Genomic DNA, 19879 nt, shown 5'->3' on the forward strand with positions numbered 1-19879 from the left:
TATACAATGGATTATTCACAATTTGCCAAACAGTTAGATATCACTCGCGGAAAATTATATAACGTACTGGAATCGGTAACCGAAACCAGCGCTGACAAACAACCGGCCGGATTCAGTAATACTATACGTTGGAATGTTGGACACATTCTTACAGTAGCTGAAATGTTCATTTTCAACAATCGCCAAATTTCTGCCCTGCCTAAGGAGTATAACAACTTGTTCGCTCCCGGCACCAAACCGTCTGACTGGACAGGTGAACCCATTCCGTTGTCGACATTGCTTGCGAAGTTGCAGGATCAGGCTGTACGCATTAAACAACACGTCGAGATTCATTCTGATGAAACCTTGCCGGAACCATTGAAATTGGGACCTGTTCTCCAATTGAATAACATGGGGGAAGTATGCAACTTAGCCCTTTATCACGAAGCGATGCATACGGGATTCATTCATGCCTTAAAACGCATCGTCTAAGAGCGACTGACTGGAGATGAATATTTCATCAATATTCTAACAAAAGGAGCGGATCAACATGGCCGATATGAAATCTAATTTGAATACTGTATGGTATAAAGACACTAAAGGTAGCGGTAGACTGAGGGCGGATTATCTTAAAACGAATATAGCGATTCCCGAATCTTCGGGAGGGAGTGGGGAAGGAGCCAATCCTAAAGAATTATTGGTGTCCTCTGCCACGACTTGTTACATCATGACACTCGTGTATATGTTGGAACAGAAACAACTGTCAGTTACTGGAATAGTGATGAACACAGAGGCTGTAAATTCCAAAGAAGAAGGATTTCGAATTGTCCATCTTCCTCAGGTTATTTTGTCCGCAAATTCCACTGAAGAGCAGCTTCAGTCTGTGCGCAAAATCATGATTAGCGCGGAGCAGGTGTGTGAAGTAGGAAATCTGCTCAAAAAAGCAGGCGTTCAGATTGAAGTTGAAGGCAAAGTAGAGATTGAAACCGATGCAGATGTGGTAAGCCAATACGTTGAGGAAAAGCAACTGGACTGGGATTGACGTTCATTCATAATGCAGGTTCGTTAGTGGGGATACAGATATGAAAGAAATGATGGAATTAGCTTCGCTGGATATGGTGGAACGGTTTGTTAGTGAACATGAATTAAGTTTTTTATATGTATCTCAAACGAATTGCAGTGTTTGTCATGCATTGCTCCCTAAGATCAGAACACTATTAGAAGAATATCCTTTGATTCAATTGGGGCATATCGACATTCACAATGTAGAGAGCATAGCAGAGAAATATATGATTTTCACAGCTCCGATCATGTTGCTTATCATAGAACAGAAGGAATATGTCAGAGCGGATCGATTTGTTCGCTTTAACGAATTGAAGCATAAACTTGATCAGATATATGAACTGTACACCCAGTCCATGTAAACCCAATGAATCTGAACTCTTAAGATCAACAGCGGGCAAAAGTCATACTTAATCAAGCTGGCACCCATCCAAATTGGAGCCAGCTTGATTCATTTCCCTTTGATTACTTGTGCCGACTGTGCACTCGAATAGGAGATACGCCTTGGAGTCTATTACAATTGGTCCTTTCATATTAGCTGGAAATGTTGATCGGTAGTGCTTCCGTAATTGCAGGTTATTTTGTCTTAAAATGGCGTTTGCGTGTAATGCGAAATAAAAACAGCAGTGAAATCCATGAATTGAAACGCTTTTGGTAAGAAGGATCTCTGGCCTTGTCACGTAGCTTGGGAGAAAGTTCAAGCAAGTTTCAGGTCTTGCAATTTTGTGGAGGAAGGGAAAGTACGATGACATTGATTTATATCTTATTGGGGCTGACGGGTATATGGGGACTGACTCAACTATGGCCTCTGCGTTCCCTTGCTTATATTAATATCGAGGACTTGGACCTCACTCAAGAAGGTTGGGGAAAGGTGAAAATCCTGGATGTCAGAGACGCGAGCGAGTATTGGACTGGTCATATTCCGGGCACAATAAATATCTCGGTTGGCAGACTGCCTGTATTGTGGAGCAAACATATTGAGCCGCATGATGAAGTATTCATCTTTTCCCGCAGTTGGATTCAGCGAAAAAAAGCTGCCAGAATTCTGGCACGTCGGGGCTTTCGGCAGTTGTATGCTGTTAGAGGTTGTTTTCTTTCAACTAATAAGGGAAACGTGGCATCTCCGTGTCCATGTATGCAATGAAGCGTTTCATTAATGCCTGTGCAACAGATTTAAGGCAAAAACAAGCAGTTGAACAAATTAAAATGGTTATTGCTAAATCTTTCGGCCGCGGCTATAATGAGAATGCGAGTTAAGGATAGTGATTGTTTAATTACAAGCTAGACCTGCTTGCACATCGTGAATTTGCGCTATATTTAGCGTTTATTTCGAGATGTGCGGGTGGGTCTTTTTATTTGTATTAAGGGGGAAATGAGATGATTATTCTTAAGATCCTTAACAATAATGTGGCGGTTACACAAGATAAATTGGGCCAGGAAGTCATTGTGATGGGCAAAGGAATTGCTTACCAAAAGAGAATAGGCGATGCTCTTGACGAGCAAAGCATTGATAAAATTTACTCCCTTTCTACCAAGGAGGCATTTATCAAATTCCAGGAACTTCTGACGGAAATCCCTTTAGATTACTTCGATGTTGCGGATAGAATCATAAATTTCGCAAAAATGACGTTAGGCAAAAAACTGAATGATAGTGTATATATATCGCTCAGCGACCATATTTTCTCAACCGTAAGCCGTTTTAGAGACGGAATCTCCCTCAAAAATGCTTTACTTTGGGATATTAAACGGTTTTACGCGGATGAGTATAAAGTTGGTTTGAAGGCGCTTCAATTCATCAAGGAGTCTTTTGATATTCAGTTTCCGGAAGATGAGGCTGGTTTCCTTGCTTTGCACATCGTTAATGCGGAGGATCGCCAAGAAAGTCAGGATATCTACAGAGTGACCAAAATCATTCAGGAAATTAGCGACATTGTCAGGTATTATTTTCAGATTGAATTCGATGAGCAATCCGTAGCATTCTATCGATTTATTACGCATCTGAAATTTTTTGCTCAAAGATTAATCAGTGGCAAGATGCATGAGAATGAAAGCGATCAGGATCTTCTGGATGTGATAAAAGGAAAACATCAGAATGCGTATCGTTGTGTGGGGAAAATCGAAATCTACATCAAAAACAACTACAATTACAGCCTTACGAGTGAAGAAAAGCTGTATTTGACGGTCCACATTCAACGTGTGGTGTATAAGACAAAATCATAACGTAACCATGAAAGGAGGTGAGGGTTTAAAAGCAAGCCAGGATGGTGACATTAAGTTGGCCAAACCCTTCACTATGCTGTTTCAGCTAGAATATGGAGGAGAACATAATGGGAAAATATCAACAGTTAGCGGAAGAGATTGTGAGTCAAGTAGGGGGATCAGATAACATTGGTGACCTCACTCATTGCGTTACAAGGTTAAGATTTCATCTGAAGGACGATTCCATACCCGATGATGAAGTTATGAAAAAGCTGGACGGGATAGTAACAGTCTTACGTTCAGGTGGGCAATATCAAGTCGTTATTGGAAATCATGTTTCTGAAGTTTATTCAGAGGTCAGCTCACTAATTAAACTGAATCCAGACAATACGAGTTCTTCAACCGAAAAAGTTGTTAAAAAGAAAAAGCCACTGGACGCTTTCATTGATGTAATATCAAGCCTGTTTCAACCTATTCTCGGCATTCTGTTAGCTGCGGGGATGCTGAAAGGCTTCAATACATTGTTCAGCACACTAAATCTTTATACAACGGATAGCGGGGCATATATGATCATTAATGCCATGGGGGATGCTTTGTTTATGTTCCTCCCTGTATTTTTGGGATATACATCTGCTAACAAGTTTAAAGTACAACCTTTTATCGGCATACTCATTGGATTAGCTATGTGTTATCCAGCTATTCAGTTGGATGCCTTGGCAGGATCCAGAGAGCCACTTTACACGCTATTCAGCGGATCTGCCTTCAGTTCTCCAGTTTATCTGGATGTGTTCGGCGTTCCATTGATCAGTATGAACTACACATCCACTGTTCTGCCAATCATCATCGTTGTTTACTTTGCATCTAAAGTTCAACGTACGCTGGATAAGATTGTTCCGAGTGCGATTAAATTTTTCATGGTCCCGATGGTGACGGTGCTGATTTCCTTATCCTTGGGCTTCTTATTGATTGGACCTGTTGCGAGTTATGCGTCTGAATTAATTGCTCAAGGCATACTGGTGGTACGAGACGCAAGTCCATTATTTGCAGGATTCCTTTTGGGGCTCTCATGGCAAGTACTTGTCGTGTTCGGACTGCATTGGGGACTCATCCCTTTATATATTAACAACATTACGAGCATGGGATATGACACTATCATGGCCTCCGTCTTTGCAACTTCATTTGCGCAGTTGGCCATTGTGCTTGCAATTATCGTGAAAACCAAGGATAAAAAGCTTAAGGCTCTAGGCTTCCCTTCGGCCATTTCTGCATTGTTTGGCATCACTGAACCGGTCGTTTACGGTATTATCCTTCCGCGCAAGAAGCTGTTTATTATGAGCTGTATCGTTTCGGGCGTTGCCGGCGGATTTTATGGACTGTACAACCTTAGAGAGTTTACTTTTGGTGGATTTGGTGTATTTGAGTTTTTGACGATGTTCGACGCTAATGAACCAGGCACGTCTAATATTATGATTGCCATTATTGGTGTAGTGTTTGCCATGATTGTCTCATTTGCATTAACACTCGTCATGTTCAAGGATGATAAGACGGAAGCTGACTCTGCTACATTGTCTGTAGATCCACCTAAATCAGTGTCTAAGATTGGAAAAAAACATACGATGCTCAGTCCGATGAACGGGGAGATCATTCCGATTAAAGACGTTCAGGATGAGGCTTTCTCCCAAGAACTATTAGGTCGAGGGATTGGAATTCGTCCTTCTACAGGCGAACTGTTTGCCCCCTTTGCCGGAAAAATCGTTACGCTCTTTCCGACTAAACATGCCGTTGGAATAATTTCGGATGAAGGAATGGAAGTATTGATTCACATCGGTTTTAACACCGTTCGATTGAAAGGAAAGCATTTTGAAAGTTTCGTGCAAGAAGGGGACATTGTGCATCAAGGGCAGAAACTGGTCGAATTTAACATTGCCGAGATCGAGAAAGAAGGATATTCCTTAGTAACGCCAATGATTGTTACAAACACGGAGAATTATCTGGAAATCGTCGAGACCAAAGAAAATAAAGTGAACGCAGGCGATGTGCTGCTGACAGGCTTGTTGTAAGAGAATAACTATATAATTTATAAATAGAAGGAGACGATAAATTTGGGATTTAAAGATGGGTTCTTATGGGGAGGAGCAACCTCGGCTAACCAATCAGAGGGAGCTTATAATGCGGACGGCAGAGGGCTAGCAAACGTTGATTTGAGCCCGACTGGCGACGTGCGAGAAAGTGTTCTTATGGGGAAAACTAAAATGTTTGACTTTGACGAAAATTATTACTATCCTGCCAAAGAAGCAATCGATATGTATCACCATTTTAAAGAAGATATTGCCTTGTTTGCCGAAATGGGTTTCAAGGTATATCGCTTGTCTATTGCTTGGAGCCGTATTTTTCCCAAGGGGGATGAGACAGAGCCTAATGAGGCTGGGCTTCAATTCTACGAAGACTTGTTCAAAGAGTGCCAAAAGTATAATATTGAACCCCTCGTCACCATTACTCACTTTGATGTTCCAATGCATTTGGTCAAGGAGTACGGTTCATGGCGGAACAGAAAAATGGTTCATTTCTATGAAAGACTGTGTACGGTGATATTTAATCGTTACAAAGGGTTGGTTAAATATTGGATTACTTTTAATGAAATTAACATGGTCCTAGAAGCGCCATTTTTAGCAGCGGGTCTGTTCATTGAAGAACATGAAGATGCGGAAGCTGTAAAGTTCACAGCCAGTCACCATGAACTGGTAGCCAGTGCGTTGGCCACCAAAATTGCCCATGAAGTTGATCCGGAAAATATGGTAGGTTGTATGCTTGCTGCCAATGCTCCGTATCCTAGAACATGCCACCCACAGGATATATGGAAAGCAAAGCAGGTTGAGAACCAAAGCTACTTCTTCATTGACGTTCAGGTGAGAGGTGAGTATCCTGCGTATACACTCAAAGATCTTGAGCGCAAAAATATAGTTCTTCCATTCGAAAAAGGGGATCAGGAATTACTAAAACAGCACACCGTTGATTTTATCGGATTCTCGTACTATTCTTCCAGTGTGGTTAGCGCTGATCCTACACAAACGGATACGATTGGAGGCAATTTGTTCCCCAGCTTGCCTAACCCCTACTTGAAAGCTAGTGACTGGGGCTGGCAAATTGATCCACTCGGTTTGCGGATTACGATGAACAACATTTATGATCGATATCAAAAACCTTTATTCATCGTAGAAAATGGTCTCGGTGCTGCAGATATAGCAGATAAGGACGGATATGTTGAAGATGACTATCGAATTGCTTATCTAAGCGAGCATATTCAAGCCATGAGAGATGCTGTCGACTACGATGGCGTTGATTTGCTTGGGTATACTGTCTGGGGACCGATTGATATTGTGAGTGCAAGTACCGGCGAAATGAAAAAAAGATATGGATTCATTTATGTTGACCGGGACGACGACGGTCAAGGAACATTAAAACGCTCCAAGAAAAAATCATTCGAATGGTACAAGAAGGTTATTGAGTCAAATGGTCAGAATCTGGATGTCTAATTCATAATAAGGTCAACATAAACAAAGGTCACTCCCACTTTGCTTGACAGAGTGGAAGTGACCTTATGTTTTCTACTTTTATTATTTTACAATAAAATAATTTTGCAACTGGTTTCGAAGTTTTTCACCTTTAACTTTAATCTGAACTATTGTGTTCTGTAATATCGTGTTAATTTCTTATTGCGATGTGAAATCTTCTGTCGATTTCACATCGCAATACATGCCATTAAGTGCGCCGACAAAGGCATAATGGACCTGTTCAGCTGGTACGACCTTATTTTGATAGGATAGCTCTCTCGTTGCACATGCATCTTCAATAAGTGTTGTTTCATAGCCGAGATCCACTGCAGCTCTAACTGTTGCATCAATACACATATGTGTCATCATCCCTACAACCACTACTTTGGTTATTTCTTTCTCTTTAAGTTTGCTTTGTAATTCGGTATTCAAAAAGCTGTTAGGAAAATGTTTATTAATAATACTTTCATTTTCTAATGGTAGAACAGCCTCATGTATTTTCACACCTTCCGAATCTGGAAGAAAGAAACCAATCGCTGGGTCACTTGCGATATGCTGAACATGGAAAATATTATCCTTGTGGTTTTTTCTGAACCAATCAAGCACTTTTGCAGCATTAGAAGCTGCTTTTTCAGGATTGCTTAATTCCATCTTCCCATTAGGGAAATAGTCATTTTGAATATCTACAATAATTAGAGCTGTTCTCATTATTCTCCACCTCGTATAGAATATTTTTGTTACACTATGATCATAAAACGAATTTTAATTTTATTCGATAAGTTAACGAAACACTTTTATCCCAAAAAAATTCATGGTGAAAGGAATTTATTATGGAACTTGATAATATTGATTTTCAGATCCTTCGGTTACTATCTGAAAATGCACGTATCCAATGGAAAGAATTAGGTGAACAGATTCATATGACTGGGCAAGCGGTAGGGAATCGTATAAAAAAACTTGAGGAAAGTGGTGTGATAAAAGGTTATTCTGCAATAGTTGATGAAATGAAAATGGGACTTACCTTTACAGCTTTTGTCATTTTCTATATGAAAACAGCTAACCATCATTCGTTTATAAGATTAATGGACGATCGAAGAGAGGTATTAGAGGTTCACCGCGTATCGGGAGAAGCCTGTTATCATTTAAAAATTAAAACTAGCTCTCAAGAGCAATTGAATCGTTTTCTGGACGATATTCTTGAGTATGGGAATTATACGTTACATCTATCTATCCAAGAAATAAAAAAACAGAATTCTATAACTACTACATGACTAAACGTATTTAATTTTCTATAAGTAATAACATAAAAGGTATAATTCTTCGTCCAACGTGTTTTATACCTTTTCTCAGAATAAAGCGCTGCGTGATGAATGTGAATTTAAGAGAGCACGTTGACATCGAAACCGTTATATCGTAATATTACGTTATAATGATTTAGGAGGGATACTTTTGACCACACCTGCTTTTGATATCAATAATTTAAAACAGTTCGACGAGCCTGCTAATCTGCTGAAAGCTTTATCTCACCCGATTCGTTTATGTATTGTGCGTGGACTGATGCAAAAAAAGAAATGTAATGTTTCATATATGCAGGAATGTCTTGATCTACCCCAATCAACCGTATCTCAGCATTTGCAGAAACTTCGCAGTGCCGGCATTGTCGCTACTGAGCGGAATGGTCTTGAAGTGAATTATGTGATTGCTGATCAACGGATTGAACAGATTATAACGATTTTATTTGGAAAGGAAGACTGTGAATCATGAGCAAAAAAATACTGATTGTTGGCGGTGTAGCTGGGGATGCATCTGCGGCTGCACGGCTGCGCCGTCTGGATGAACATGCCGAGATTATTATCTTTGAGAAGGGACCTTACATATCATTTGCCAATTGTGGATTACCCTATTATATTGGGGGTTCGATTGATGATCGAGAGCGTCTTTTGGTACAAACACCTAAAGGTATGGCAGATCGCTTTCGTATCGATGTGCGTACAAGGAGTGAGGTCATTACTATAGATCCGCACAAGCGTACAGTTACGATACAAAGCCAAGAGCGTGGTCAATATGAAGAAAGTTATGATGAGTTAATTTTATCACCAGGTGCAAAACCAATCGTTCCCGATTTGCCGGGCAAGGACAATCCACTTATTTACACCGTACGTAGCATTCCTGATATCGATCGTATCAAAGAACAAATAAATTCATCTAACAACCAATCATCAATTGTTATTGGTGGTGGATTTATTGGAGTTGAAATGGCAGAAAACTTAAAGGAAGGCGGATTGGATGTAACGTTAATAGAGGGTAATGGACAGCTACTCACGCCGTTTGATGCTGAACTGGCAGCAGCTTTGGCCCAGGAAATGGAGCAGAATGGTGTAAACTTGCTGTTCTCCCAGCGTGTTCAGGGATTTCATTCCCTTGAGCAGGGCATTGGAGTAGAGCTTGCTGATGGTCATGTTCTGACAGCTGACCTGGTTATTCTTGCGATAGGGGTAACCCCGGATACATCTTTTCTGAAAAGCAGCGGCGTTTCCCTGGGCAGACGAGGACATATTATTGTAAATGAAGCGCTGGAAAGCAGTGTGCCGCATATCTATGCTGTCGGTGACGCCATCGAAGTAACTGAGACCATTCATGGTACGAAGACAGCTATTCCACTTGCCGGACCTGCCAATAAACAGGGAAGAATTGTTGCTGATCGAATTGCCGGACTTAGTTCCACATACAAAGGAACACAAGGTACGTCCATTATCAAAGTATTTGGAATGACAGGAGCAACTACGGGGAGCAATGAAAAAACACTAAAGCGTCTTGGTGTTGATTATAGAACCGTAATCGTGCATCCTGCCTCTCATGCATCGTATTATCCAGGTTCCAGCGCGATTACTCTTAAGTTGCTTTTCACACCGGAAGGTAAGATTCTAGGTGCACAAGCAGTCGGTTATGACGGAGTGGATAAACGGATTGATGATATTGCTGTAGCCATACATTTTGGCGGTCATATCCGAGATTTAACCGAGCTTGAACTGAGTTACGCCCCACCTTATTCTTCTGCAAAAGATCCAGTGAATATGGCTGGCTACGCAGCAGAGAATATTACAGCTGGACGTGTTCAAACGTTCACCTATGATCAGCTGTCTGAGCGCAAGCCAGACCAGTCTATACTACTGGATGTTCGCAGTGCTCTGGAGCATCGTAATGGGAATATTCCGGGTTCAATAAATATTTCAGTGGATGAGCTTCGTCAGCGGTTAGATGAACTAGACTCATCCAAAGATATCTGGGTATACTGTCAGGTTGGTTTACGTGGATATACGGCTTCGCAAATCCTGCGTCAGCATGGATTTAGCGTGAAAAACTTGAGTGGAGGCTATAAAACATATCGCCAAGCCCAGTTTAAGCCGGCTCCATTTTCTCCTGCAAAACCAGATCATCATGAGCCTGGGCTAGGCGTGAAGGAATCAGGGCCAATTCCCACTGCTTCGACTGAGCCACAGCGTATCGATAATGAGTTGAATGTATGCGGTTTAAGTTGTCCGGGTCCGCTGATACAAGTGAAGCAGAAAATGGATCAACTATCGAATGGAGAGACCTTGCGGGTTAAAGCTTCCGATCCAGGATTCTATGAAGATGTGAAAGCATGGGCAACCATGTCTGGGTCCGCACTCTTACATCTGGAACGAATCAAAGGCGGAATTATTGAGGCTGTCATTGCCAAGAATTCAGTAAAACCCATTTCCGATTCGCCTAGCCACCATGATCCCGCTAGCACGATGGTTGTCTTTAGCGGCGATCTAGATAAAGCCATTGCCTCTCTTATTATTGCAAATGGAGCTGCAGCAAGTGGACGTAAAGTAACGATGTTTTTCACATTTTGGGGATTGAATGTTATTCGGAAGCATCAGACGCAGCCTGTATCCAAAACCATGATTGGCCGGATGTTTGATATGATGCTGCCACGTGGAAGCAAAAAGCTTGGCATGTCCAAAATGAATATGCTTGGTGTTGGTCCAAAAATTATCCGTGGCCTGATGAAAAATAATAACGTTCCGTCTTTAGAAGAGTTGATAGAGTCCGTCATTGCACAAGGGGCTGAGTTGGTAGCCTGCCAAATGTCCATGGATTTAATGGGCATTCAGCGTGAAGAATTAATAGATCAAGTTACAATTGGTGGGGTCGGTTACTATCTGGGAGAAGCATCCCAAGCTAATCATAACCTGTTTATTTAAGTCAATTCCTACTTTCAAAGAACACCAAATGACATTGTCTTAGAGAAGTTAGAGGGTAAGCGTAGAGACATGCTTTCCTTAATCGCATTATCTGTATTACCTGAAAAAAGGCCGAAAAGTGGTTTCTGTCATGCACAGAGAGCTGCTTTTCGGCCTTTTCGGCCTTTTTGGCCAATAAGAACAAATACACAAGAGAAGAGCGATATATCGCGTACAGTTTTGTAGCAGATCCTACTTTATTCTTTCATTTATGTATCTAGGACTTGTTGTAAACCGGTTATCAGGTATGTTCATGATTTGTTTACATTTGAACGATATTACATGTTTCTGATAGCCCTACAGAGCCATTCAGTTAATGGACAGATGCAGTTATGATTTTCAGTAAACCTGTGACATCAAGTTCTGTGGTTCATGCAATGGAGGGGAAGCAAGTGGCCAATATACACAAAAAAATTTTATTGATAGACCATGAAACTAGAATTCGAGTGCTGATGAGAAGGTATTTGGAAAAAGAGGGTTTCATTGTGGACGAAGCCTCCAGTGGAGGCCAAGCCATTCAGAAATGTTATTTAAACAATGGAAATTACGATCTGATGTTGCTTGATTTATCGTTGCCCGATATGAATGGGATTGAGATCTGCAAATATATGAAGCACAACTATCATGAGATTCCGATCATCATGTTGTCTGAGTATTCCGAAGAAAAGGATCGAATCGAAGGTTTCAAGGCAGGAGCCGACGATTATGTTTCCAAACCGTTCAGCCCTAGAGAAGTTGTCCTGCGTATTCAAAGTATTGTGGCTCGCACACAAGGAATCAGCTTGCATGATTTTAAAAGCACATCAAGCAACGAGGTCCTTATCGACGAGATTCTGATCCAACCTTCTGCTCGGCGTGTTTTGGTTCAAGATAATGAAGTACATCTGACGCCAAAAGAATACGATTTACTCTATTTTCTCGCTACACATCAGGAAAGAGCGTTTTCCCGAGAAGAATTGCTTATCCAAGTATGGAAGTCATCTCACAAAGAAATTTATGATCAACGTACTATCGATACTCACATCAAACGATTGCGCGAAAAGCTTTTTGCCCAATATTCAAAAGGAAATGAGTTCATTCAGACTTTATGGGGATACGGATATAGGTTCCGGAGTCCGGAGTGATCGCCATCTTAAATTGGATTACAGATTGTGAGGAGTAACCTATGTCTTATAAACAAATCAAATGGATGATTCTGTTCATTCCAACTTTCACTGTTGCCATCTGGGAATATGTCAGACATCAATTCCTTTTACCCTATATCTCAATGGACTTAGGCAATTGGTTAACGCCGGTTCTAGTGTATGTCGTCAGTATCACACTATTAACCCAACTATTTCGCATTTTAGAAAAAATACAGAAGGAATTGGAAACGGAACGCTCCGAAAAAGCTGCGCTTGAAGCACGCGAACAACTTGCACGAGAGCTTCACGATGGGATTGCTCAATCCCTTTTTTTGCTGTCAGTCAAGGCCGAAAAGTTAGAAAAGGGAAGTAACGAGAAACAGCAGGAACAGAACATTTTGTCCATCCGCAAAACGATTCATGAAGTGAACCGTTATGTAAGGCAAGCGATCACCAATCTTCGTCTCGATCGGGATGTAAGTCAATCCTCCACGCCAATATCATCAACACTTGTGGAACAAGTTCATGTCATGGCCAAGGACGTACGTACGCAAATCAATATTCATTGGGAATTAAAAGATCACCAGCTAGATGAAAAAGAAAAGGTTGAACTGCTAGCCTGTATTCGAGAAGCGCTCATCAACATGAACAAGTATGCTTCTGCCACAGCAGGATCAATTACAGCGATAGGAATGAGCCATAGTTGGAAGGTTACAGTTAAGGATAACGGAAAAGGGTTCGATGGCGATCCGTTTGCCAAAAAAGGAAAATTCGGTCTACGTATTATGAAAGAACGCTGCAATGAGATGGGATGGATCATGAACATGTATCGAGAGGACAGAGAGACGATCGTTGAGATTCACAAGGGGGCTCTAACATGACATTAACCACCACAACAAGAGTCTTGGTTGTTGATGATCATGCACATGCAAGGGAAGCTATCCGTGAGATTTTGGAAATGGATAACCACTTTAACGTTATCGGTATCGTCTCTAACGGTCAAGAAGCAATCGACTTCATGGAAAAGTGGCTTCCAGACCTTATTTTAATGGATATTCAAATGCCAGTCTTGGATGGACTGGAGGCAACTCGCAGAATCAAGCTTACGTTTCCTTATGTGAAAATTGTCATGATAACTGTGTCGGACGATATGCTTCATTTGCTGGAAGCTCTAAAACGCGGAGCCCAAGGTTATCTGCTTAAAAATCTGGAGCCCTCGACATGGCTAGAGTACTTACATTCAATTATTAACGAGGAAGCTCCATTGTCAAGGGACGTGGCTTATCAAATTCTGAAGGAAGTCAATGTGATAGAACACAAGGAGCCCATTGTTAAACTTACAACCAGGGAACTGGAGATTTTATATGGAGTGGCAGCTGGATGGACGAATAAAGAGATTGCAGGTAAATGTGATATCTCGGAATACACGGTTAAGAATCATCTGAAAAACATTTTACAAAAGTTACAGTTACAAAATCGGGTTCAACTTACACGTTACGCATTGGAACAGGGGCTTGTATCGGAGTCCAAAAGACATCCAGAATAAAACGATGAGAATTTCATGTAAGGCTAACGTTCAAATAAGGAGAGCCAAAATTTATGGACAATATTGATAGAACTCCCAACTCACAGCAATCAGCAAATGTAAACGATGCAGGGAATCGCCAAACGACGCTTCAGATTACTGGTATGACCTGTGCAGCATGCTCAACCAGGATCGAGAAAGCACTAACCCGATTGAAGGGTGTTAGACAGGCGAATGTAAATTTAACTACCGAGGAAGCAACGGTAGCATATGACCCCGCTTTAGTAGATATTCAGTCCCTTCGCAATAAAATAGATACCTTAGGCTTCGGAACAGCTTCGACTTTCGTTGACCTAAACATTTCAGGTATGACTTGTGCAGCATGCTCAGCACGCATCGAAAAAGGCCTAAGTCGTCTCCCGGGGGTGACGCGTGTGAATGTAAACTTGGCGCTGGAGTCAGGGCGTGTAGAATTTGTAGCTGGAACACTGAAAGGTTCCGACCTCATTTATAAAATCAGGCAACTGGGTTTTGAAGCACGTATAAAAGCTACAGAGGCAGAAGCTCTATCCATGAGGGAACAGGAGATTCAACGTAAAAAATGGAAGTGGATCTTGTCAGCCGTGCTTTCTTTCCCCTTATTATGGGCCATGGTGTCACATTTCTCGTTCACATCTTGGATATGGGTACCTGATGTATTTATGAATCCACTGTTCCAATGGCTGCTTGCAACGCCCATACAGTTCTATTTAGGATCTCAATTTTATAAAGGTGCATATAAAGCTTTGAAAAATCGAAGTGCCAATATGGATGTGCTCGTCGCACTTGGGACAAGTTCGGCTTACTTGTATAGTTTATATTTAACATCGCTAACTAGTACCGGTGGTACATCTGGTCATAACCATGGAGGAAGCGTCCCGGTGACGGAGGTTGTAAACACGGCCACTCAAGGACCTGTTAATTTGTATTTCGAAACCAGCGCCGTGTTGATTACATTGATATTGCTCGGTAAGTGGCTGGAGGCTCTGGCTAAAGGAAGATCTGCGCAATCTATTAAAAGCTTGATGCAACTGGCTCCGAGAAGTGCTCGGGTTCTCCGAAACGGTGAGGAGACAGAACTTCTTCCCGAATATGTACTCGCTAATGATCTGGTCATCGTGAAGCCTGGCGAAAAGATTCCTGTGGATGGGATTGTTGAGGAGGGGGCTTCCTCCGTAGACGAGTCGATGTTAACCGGAGAAAGTCTGCCTATCGACAAGAAGTTTGGCGATCGTGTAACCGGTGCGACCTTGAACAAAAACGGACGTCTTGTTATTCGCGCAACTCAGGTCGGTGCTGATAGTACGTTATCCCGGATCATTCATATTGTGGAACAGGCACAAGGATCGAAAGCTCCGATCCAACGCGTAGCTGATTCAATTTCAGGGATTTTCGTACCTGTAGTCGTAGGCATAGCTATTGTAACCTTTATATTGTCATTGATCTTCGAAAACTCAGAAGGATTCAGCACTGCTCTAGAGAGAGCGATTGCAGTTTTGGTGATTGCCTGCCCATGCGCACTGGGCTTAGCTACACCGACATCCATAATGGCTGGTTCGGGGCGTGCTGCCGAATATGGTATTTTGTTCAAAGGTGGGGAGCATCTAGAGACTGCGCAACACATTCAGACGGTTATTCTCGATAAAACGGGCACTGTCACTCACGGAAAACCAGTTATGACCGATGTAATGTCTGCACCGGCTTGGTCAACCGACGAACTGTTGCAGCGGATTGGGATTGCTGAGTCGAGCTCTGAACATCCTCTCGCCCAAGCTATTATTGAGGGGATCAGAGAGAAAGGTATAAAAATCATGTTCACACCAGAACAGTTTGAGAATATTCCGGGATCTGGCGTACGTGCACGTGGTTACAACCAAGATATTCTCGTTGGAACACGCCGACTACTAGCCGATGCTATGGTGCAGGTTCCTACAGAAGCATTGGCCGTTATGTCTGAATTGGAGGGTCAAGGAAAAACGGTAATGCTCGTGGCAGTAGATAATGTATGGGCTGGAATGGTCGCTGTTGCGGATACGGTAAAGGAAACATCTTCACAGGCGGTTAGCCGGCTTCACGCGATGGGAATCGAAGTGGTGTTAATGACTGGTGACAACGTACACACTGCTCGTGCTGTTGCAAGTCAAGTTGGAATCTCCACAGTCATCGCAGGCATTCAACCGGAGGAAAAAGCTGCTGAAGTAGAGAGATTAAAGCAAAAGGGCCAGATTGTAGCCATGGTAGGTGATGGGATTAACGATGCGCCCGCTTTAGCCGTGTCTAATATCGGCATGGCCATCGGAACAGGCACTGACGTTGCCTTAGAGGCTGCGGATGTTACACTCATGCGCGGAGATCTCAACAGTGTTGCAGATGCTATTGAATTAAGTAAAAGAACGATGCGAAATATTAAACAGAATCTTTTTTGGGCGCTCGCATACAACGTAGTAGGTATTCCTATTGCTGCCATTGGTCTTCTGGCTCCTTGGCTGGCTGGTGCAGCGATGGCATTCAGTAGTGTTTCAGTTGTACTTAATTCATTACGTCTTCAAAAAATGAAACTTTAATTACGTTAATATCCCGGTGAATTATTCCGTTTTGTAGCTTCAAAGACTGAGTCAGAGATAACGTGAAAACTACTTTAGTGAATAGATTTTTTGATTAACAAGAATATAGTACATTTAAAGTCGCAAATTATGCGACTTTTTTGTTGAATAAGAGAACTAACTTGATCCTTATTAAGGCGCTTATAATCGGATTTTACAAGAACACTTTCATCAATCAATCAGAATGCCTGAAACACTTTACTACATCTATGTAAAAATGGACTAAAAGCTTATAGACTATATCTTATGATGAAATAATAACTAAGAGAAAAATTTCAACTTTTATATCTTACGTTATCTAATCATTTGAAGTTTATGAATTTAATCGTAAGAGGAGTATTCAGATGAAAAAGTCACTAAAAGATCAAAAAATGGTAATGGTGATTTTACTAAGTAATATTTTCACAGCCTTTCTCGGGATTGGATTAATTGTTCCCGTTATGCCTTCTTTCAAAGACATGTTGGATTTATCCGGAAGTACAATGGGCTATCTGGTTGCAGTCTATGCCTTATCCCAGTTAATTATTTCGCCTTTTGCTGGTAGATGGGTTGATCGCTTTGGAAGAAAAAAAATGATCGTTATCGGTTTACTGGTATTCAGTTTATCAGAATTGATTTTCGGTCTAGGAACACACGTTTCAATACTTTATTTGTCCAGGGTACTGGGAGGAATAAGTGCTGCGTTTATTATGCCAGCTGTAACAGCATACGTTGCTGATATTACGACTACAGAGGATAGACCTAAGGCGATGGGATACGTCTCCGCTGCGATCAGCACCGGATTTATTATTGGGCCAGGTGTGGGTGGGTTTATTGCAGATTATGGTATTAGGATGCCGTTTTTCTTCGCCGCTGCTATGGCACTCTTAGCCGCTATTTCCTCTTCAATGATATTAAAAGAGCCTCTCTCAGTTGAAGAGATGAAACAATTATCTTCAAATACAAAGGGATCTAGCTTCATTAAGGATTTAAGAAAATCAATTCAACCAACCTACTTCATAGCGTTTATTATGGTCTTTGTCCTTGCTTTCGGATTATCTGCCTACGAAACAGTATTCAGCTTGTTTTCTGATGAGAAATTTGGCTTCACTCCCAAGGATATCGCAAGCATTATCACCATAAGTTCTATTGTAGCGGTAATTATTCAAATTTTATTGTTTGGGAAATTAGTAAATAAATTAGGCGAAAAAATGGTGATCCAGCTCTGCCTAATCATGGGTTCGGTTTTAGCATTCATATCTACTGTTGTAACTAGCTTCATATCCGTTTTAATTGTAACTTGTTTTATTTTTTTAGCGTTTGATTTGTTACGACCTGCCCTGACTACCTTCTTATCTAAAACTGCTGGTAAACAGCAAGGTTTTGTGGCAGGTATGAACTCCACTTACACTAGCTTGGGGAATTTTTTTGGTCCAGCATTGGGTGGTATTCTATTTGATATTAATATTCACTACCCTTATCTTTTTGCAGGAATAGTTCTGATCATTGGTTTAGGGCTTACCGTATTATGGAAAGGAAAATCAAATCAAGCCTCACTCCGATAAGAAGTGTTTTTAAGGGTGGAAACGCCAAGTGGAAGGGCCGTGGGGTATAGCCTTGAGACAACATAAAGTAGGGTGGCTGATAAAATAATCTCTCAGGGAATGTACTATAGCACATTCCCCGAGAGATTAAAGTATTATTGCAACGAATTCTAGAGCGATGTTACTGGATCTATTCTTAAGAACCAAAAATTGTTTTTACATGCGGTTGTTGCAACCAATCCTTCAGCGAGGTCAGTTGGAGATCAGGGACAACCACGCGATCTTTCACGTCATAATAGTTCAGGGAATCAATATTGGCTCCGATCCAACGATAGAAGCCTGCAACACCAGCTGCTTGTTTTGCCCCCATCACTGGAGAGAGAGCTGCTTCAAAATCATCATAGTTCAGGGAATGGAAGGTTACATCTTGTCCCAATGCTTGTGTAAAACGCTCCCCCAGTTCTGCACCGGTGAGTGCCTCCGGACCTGGAGCCAGCAGCACTTGTCCTGCCAGATCAGGATGATTTAACGCATAATAATGATATTGCGCTGCGTCTTCGGAGCTGATCCATGGGATCGGTTTATCTGCTGGTACAGGGTAGAAGAGCATTCCATTATTGATCAGACCCGGAATCAAGAAGTTTTCCATATAGAGTGTGGGTTTTACCAAAATAGTTGGAATACCGCTTTGTTGTACGTACTCGATCAATTCTCGTTTAACATCCAACGTTTTGGTGTCGGTTGGCTGTTCTGGTAAAAATCCATTCGAATTCACAACGATCAATTTAACGTGTGCTTGTCGCGCAGCTTCAACGGCATTCGTAATTTGTTGCTTCATTAATGCTGTGTCATACTCGATTGGCATATTCAAGAAGACTTTATCCACACCGTTGTTAACTTCATTCAACGTTTCTGGTACAGACAGATCGCCAACAAATGCATTTATGCCTTGTTCTTTCAAGGCCGTTACGTTCTTCTCATGACGTGTAATTGTGCGAACCGCTACTCCTTTGGAAATTAACAATCTTGCTACCGCTCCACCTTGTACCCCTGACGCTCCATAGACTAATATCGTTTCCATATATACAACAGCTCCTTATAGTTACATTCATTTGTTCAGTAATGAACTAAATGTTGTATTTATAATAACTAACTCACAAACTTTATGTAAGTACGCACATTCGGGATATCAGGTATCTCCCGTGATACTTTTGGAGGTAAACTTATGGAGATCGAACCACTAGAAAATTGTAGCCCTTGTCCGGTCGAATTTGCAGTTAATGCGATCGGCGGGAAGTGGAAAATTCTGATTTTGTACCATTTATTGAATAAAGATATTATACGATTTAACGAACTGCAAAAATTGCTCTCCACCATAACGCATCGCACACTGACACGTCAATTGCGTGATCTTGAGGAAAGTGGGCTAGTGCACCGAGTAGCTTATGCTGAAATGCCACCTCGTGTTGAATACTCACTTACGGATAAAGGACATAGTCTCACCCCAATTTTATTACAATTGCAAAACTGGGGTCTACAGCATATGTAAGCACCTTGAACACAAGCAAATACCATTAAATCGCTGTAAAAGCGGCTTTTCCTATTATAAGGAGTCGGTATTATTCATACTCATATCTGAGTTAAACTGATATCTAAAAGATGCCCCCAATGATTGAATACATCATTGGGGGCATCTTTTATTCAAATCATGTATAAAGAGAGCTTTTTTACTGGTATAAGAACCAGGTTCACAAATTGTTTACAATTATACCATTTTGTCTCCCTCGAATAGCTCAGCTGAGCCATTCATCTATTATAAATCTAAGAATAAGCTTATTTAAATGTAGAATCTTATTTTCCAGTTCATGTGCTTTTTAAAAATACTTTGAGAAAGAAGGCTTCCTCGTAGATGAAGCGGCTAGTAGCAGACAAGCCATTCATAGTTAAAGTGTGAACCAGGGATAATACGGCTTTATGAAAAAAGATCTAAAAAGGGGACAAAA

At 41.4% G+C, this 19879-nt stretch carries 18 protein-coding genes; 16 read left to right on the forward strand and 2 right to left on the reverse strand.

Annotated features, from left to right (window positions below):
- The first annotated feature begins 6 nt into the window (after positions 1 to 6).
- From PPA03S_RS28675 to PPA03S_RS28705, 7 genes are all read left to right on the forward strand, one after another.
- Complete coding sequence (locus tag PPA03S_RS28675; RefSeq protein ID WP_062328963.1) at positions 7 to 471, forward strand: DinB family protein; 465 nt, start codon at positions 7 to 9, stop codon at positions 469 to 471.
- Positions 472 to 529: 58 nt separating this feature from the next.
- A complete protein-coding gene (locus PPA03S_RS28680; protein WP_062328966.1) occupies positions 530 to 1021 on the forward strand; it encodes an OsmC family protein in 492 nt (163 codons plus the stop codon).
- A gap of 40 nt (positions 1022 to 1061) precedes the next feature.
- Positions 1062 to 1403 (forward strand): thioredoxin family protein, encoded by a 342-nt coding sequence (locus PPA03S_RS28685; protein ID WP_062328970.1) that lies wholly within the window; start codon positions 1062 to 1064, stop codon positions 1401 to 1403.
- 383 nt (positions 1404 to 1786) lie between these two features.
- Positions 1787 to 2185 (forward strand): rhodanese-like domain-containing protein, encoded by a 399-nt coding sequence (locus tag PPA03S_RS28690; protein ID WP_062328973.1) that lies wholly within the window; start codon positions 1787 to 1789, stop codon positions 2183 to 2185.
- Between the two features lie 233 nt (positions 2186 to 2418).
- Positions 2419 to 3261, forward strand: a complete 843-nt coding sequence (gene licT, locus PPA03S_RS28695) for a BglG family transcription antiterminator LicT (protein ID WP_062328976.1) — start codon at positions 2419 to 2421, stop codon at positions 3259 to 3261.
- A 107-nt stretch (positions 3262 to 3368) separates the two neighbouring features.
- Positions 3369 to 5300: a beta-glucoside-specific PTS transporter subunit IIABC gene (locus PPA03S_RS28700; protein WP_062328980.1), complete on the forward strand. Its 1932-nt coding sequence runs from the start codon at positions 3369 to 3371 to the stop codon at positions 5298 to 5300.
- A gap of 42 nt (positions 5301 to 5342) precedes the next feature.
- Positions 5343 to 6773 (forward strand): 6-phospho-beta-glucosidase, encoded by a 1431-nt coding sequence (locus PPA03S_RS28705; protein WP_062328983.1) that lies wholly within the window; start codon positions 5343 to 5345, stop codon positions 6771 to 6773.
- A gap of 177 nt (positions 6774 to 6950) precedes the next feature.
- Here the strand turns inward: PPA03S_RS28705 and PPA03S_RS28710 are convergent, their stop codons facing one another.
- The gene (locus PPA03S_RS28710; protein ID WP_062328986.1) at positions 6951 to 7499 is read right to left on the reverse strand and encodes a cysteine hydrolase family protein; all 549 of its coding nucleotides are present in this window, start codon (positions 7497 to 7499) and stop codon (positions 6951 to 6953) included.
- Positions 7500 to 7621: 122 nt separating this feature from the next.
- On the opposite strand from PPA03S_RS28710, the gene PPA03S_RS28715 reads away from it, so the two are divergent.
- From PPA03S_RS28715 to PPA03S_RS28750, 8 genes are all read left to right on the forward strand, one after another.
- Positions 7622 to 8062, forward strand: a complete 441-nt coding sequence (locus PPA03S_RS28715) for an Lrp/AsnC family transcriptional regulator (RefSeq protein WP_062328989.1) — start codon at positions 7622 to 7624, stop codon at positions 8060 to 8062.
- Between the two features lie 178 nt (positions 8063 to 8240).
- Positions 8241 to 8555: an ArsR/SmtB family transcription factor gene (locus tag PPA03S_RS28720; protein ID WP_082704348.1), complete on the forward strand. Its 315-nt coding sequence runs from the start codon at positions 8241 to 8243 to the stop codon at positions 8553 to 8555.
- A complete protein-coding gene (locus PPA03S_RS28725; RefSeq protein WP_062328992.1) occupies positions 8552 to 11023 on the forward strand; it encodes an FAD-dependent oxidoreductase in 2472 nt (823 codons plus the stop codon). Before PPA03S_RS28720 ends, PPA03S_RS28725 begins: the two co-directional genes overlap by 4 nt.
- 458 nt (positions 11024 to 11481) lie before the next feature.
- A complete protein-coding gene (locus tag PPA03S_RS28730; protein WP_217998976.1) occupies positions 11482 to 12186 on the forward strand; it encodes a response regulator transcription factor in 705 nt (234 codons plus the stop codon).
- Positions 12187 to 12227: 41 nt separating this feature from the next.
- Entirely contained in the window at positions 12228 to 13067 is an 840-nt protein-coding gene (locus PPA03S_RS28735) for a sensor histidine kinase (RefSeq protein ID WP_062328998.1), read from the forward strand.
- Complete coding sequence (locus PPA03S_RS28740; protein ID WP_062329002.1) at positions 13064 to 13732, forward strand: response regulator; 669 nt, start codon at positions 13064 to 13066, stop codon at positions 13730 to 13732. The genes PPA03S_RS28735 and PPA03S_RS28740 overlap by 4 nt, the downstream gene beginning before the upstream one ends.
- A 53-nt stretch (positions 13733 to 13785) precedes the next feature.
- Positions 13786 to 16314 (forward strand): heavy metal translocating P-type ATPase, encoded by a 2529-nt coding sequence (locus PPA03S_RS28745; RefSeq protein WP_082704350.1) that lies wholly within the window; start codon positions 13786 to 13788, stop codon positions 16312 to 16314.
- Positions 16315 to 16697: 383 nt separating this feature from the next.
- Complete coding sequence (locus PPA03S_RS28750) at positions 16698 to 17897, forward strand: MFS transporter (protein WP_062329004.1); 1200 nt, start codon at positions 16698 to 16700, stop codon at positions 17895 to 17897.
- A 175-nt stretch (positions 17898 to 18072) separates the two neighbouring features.
- On the opposite strand, the gene PPA03S_RS28755 is transcribed toward PPA03S_RS28750, so the two are convergent.
- Positions 18073 to 18957, reverse strand: coding sequence for an SDR family oxidoreductase (locus tag PPA03S_RS28755; protein WP_062329007.1), 885 nt, complete (start codon positions 18955 to 18957; stop codon positions 18073 to 18075).
- A 144-nt stretch (positions 18958 to 19101) separates the two neighbouring features.
- Between PPA03S_RS28755 and PPA03S_RS28760 the strand changes: the two genes are divergently transcribed.
- On the forward strand, positions 19102 to 19425 hold the full coding sequence (locus PPA03S_RS28760; protein WP_062329010.1) for a winged helix-turn-helix transcriptional regulator: 324 nt from the start codon (positions 19102 to 19104) through the stop codon (positions 19423 to 19425).
- Positions 19426 to 19879 lie beyond the last annotated feature (454 nt).

It is taken from the genome of Paenibacillus pabuli NBRC 13638 (genome assembly GCF_001514495.1).
In the GTDB taxonomy this organism is placed as follows: Bacteria; Bacillota; Bacilli; order Paenibacillales; family Paenibacillaceae; genus Paenibacillus; species Paenibacillus pabuli.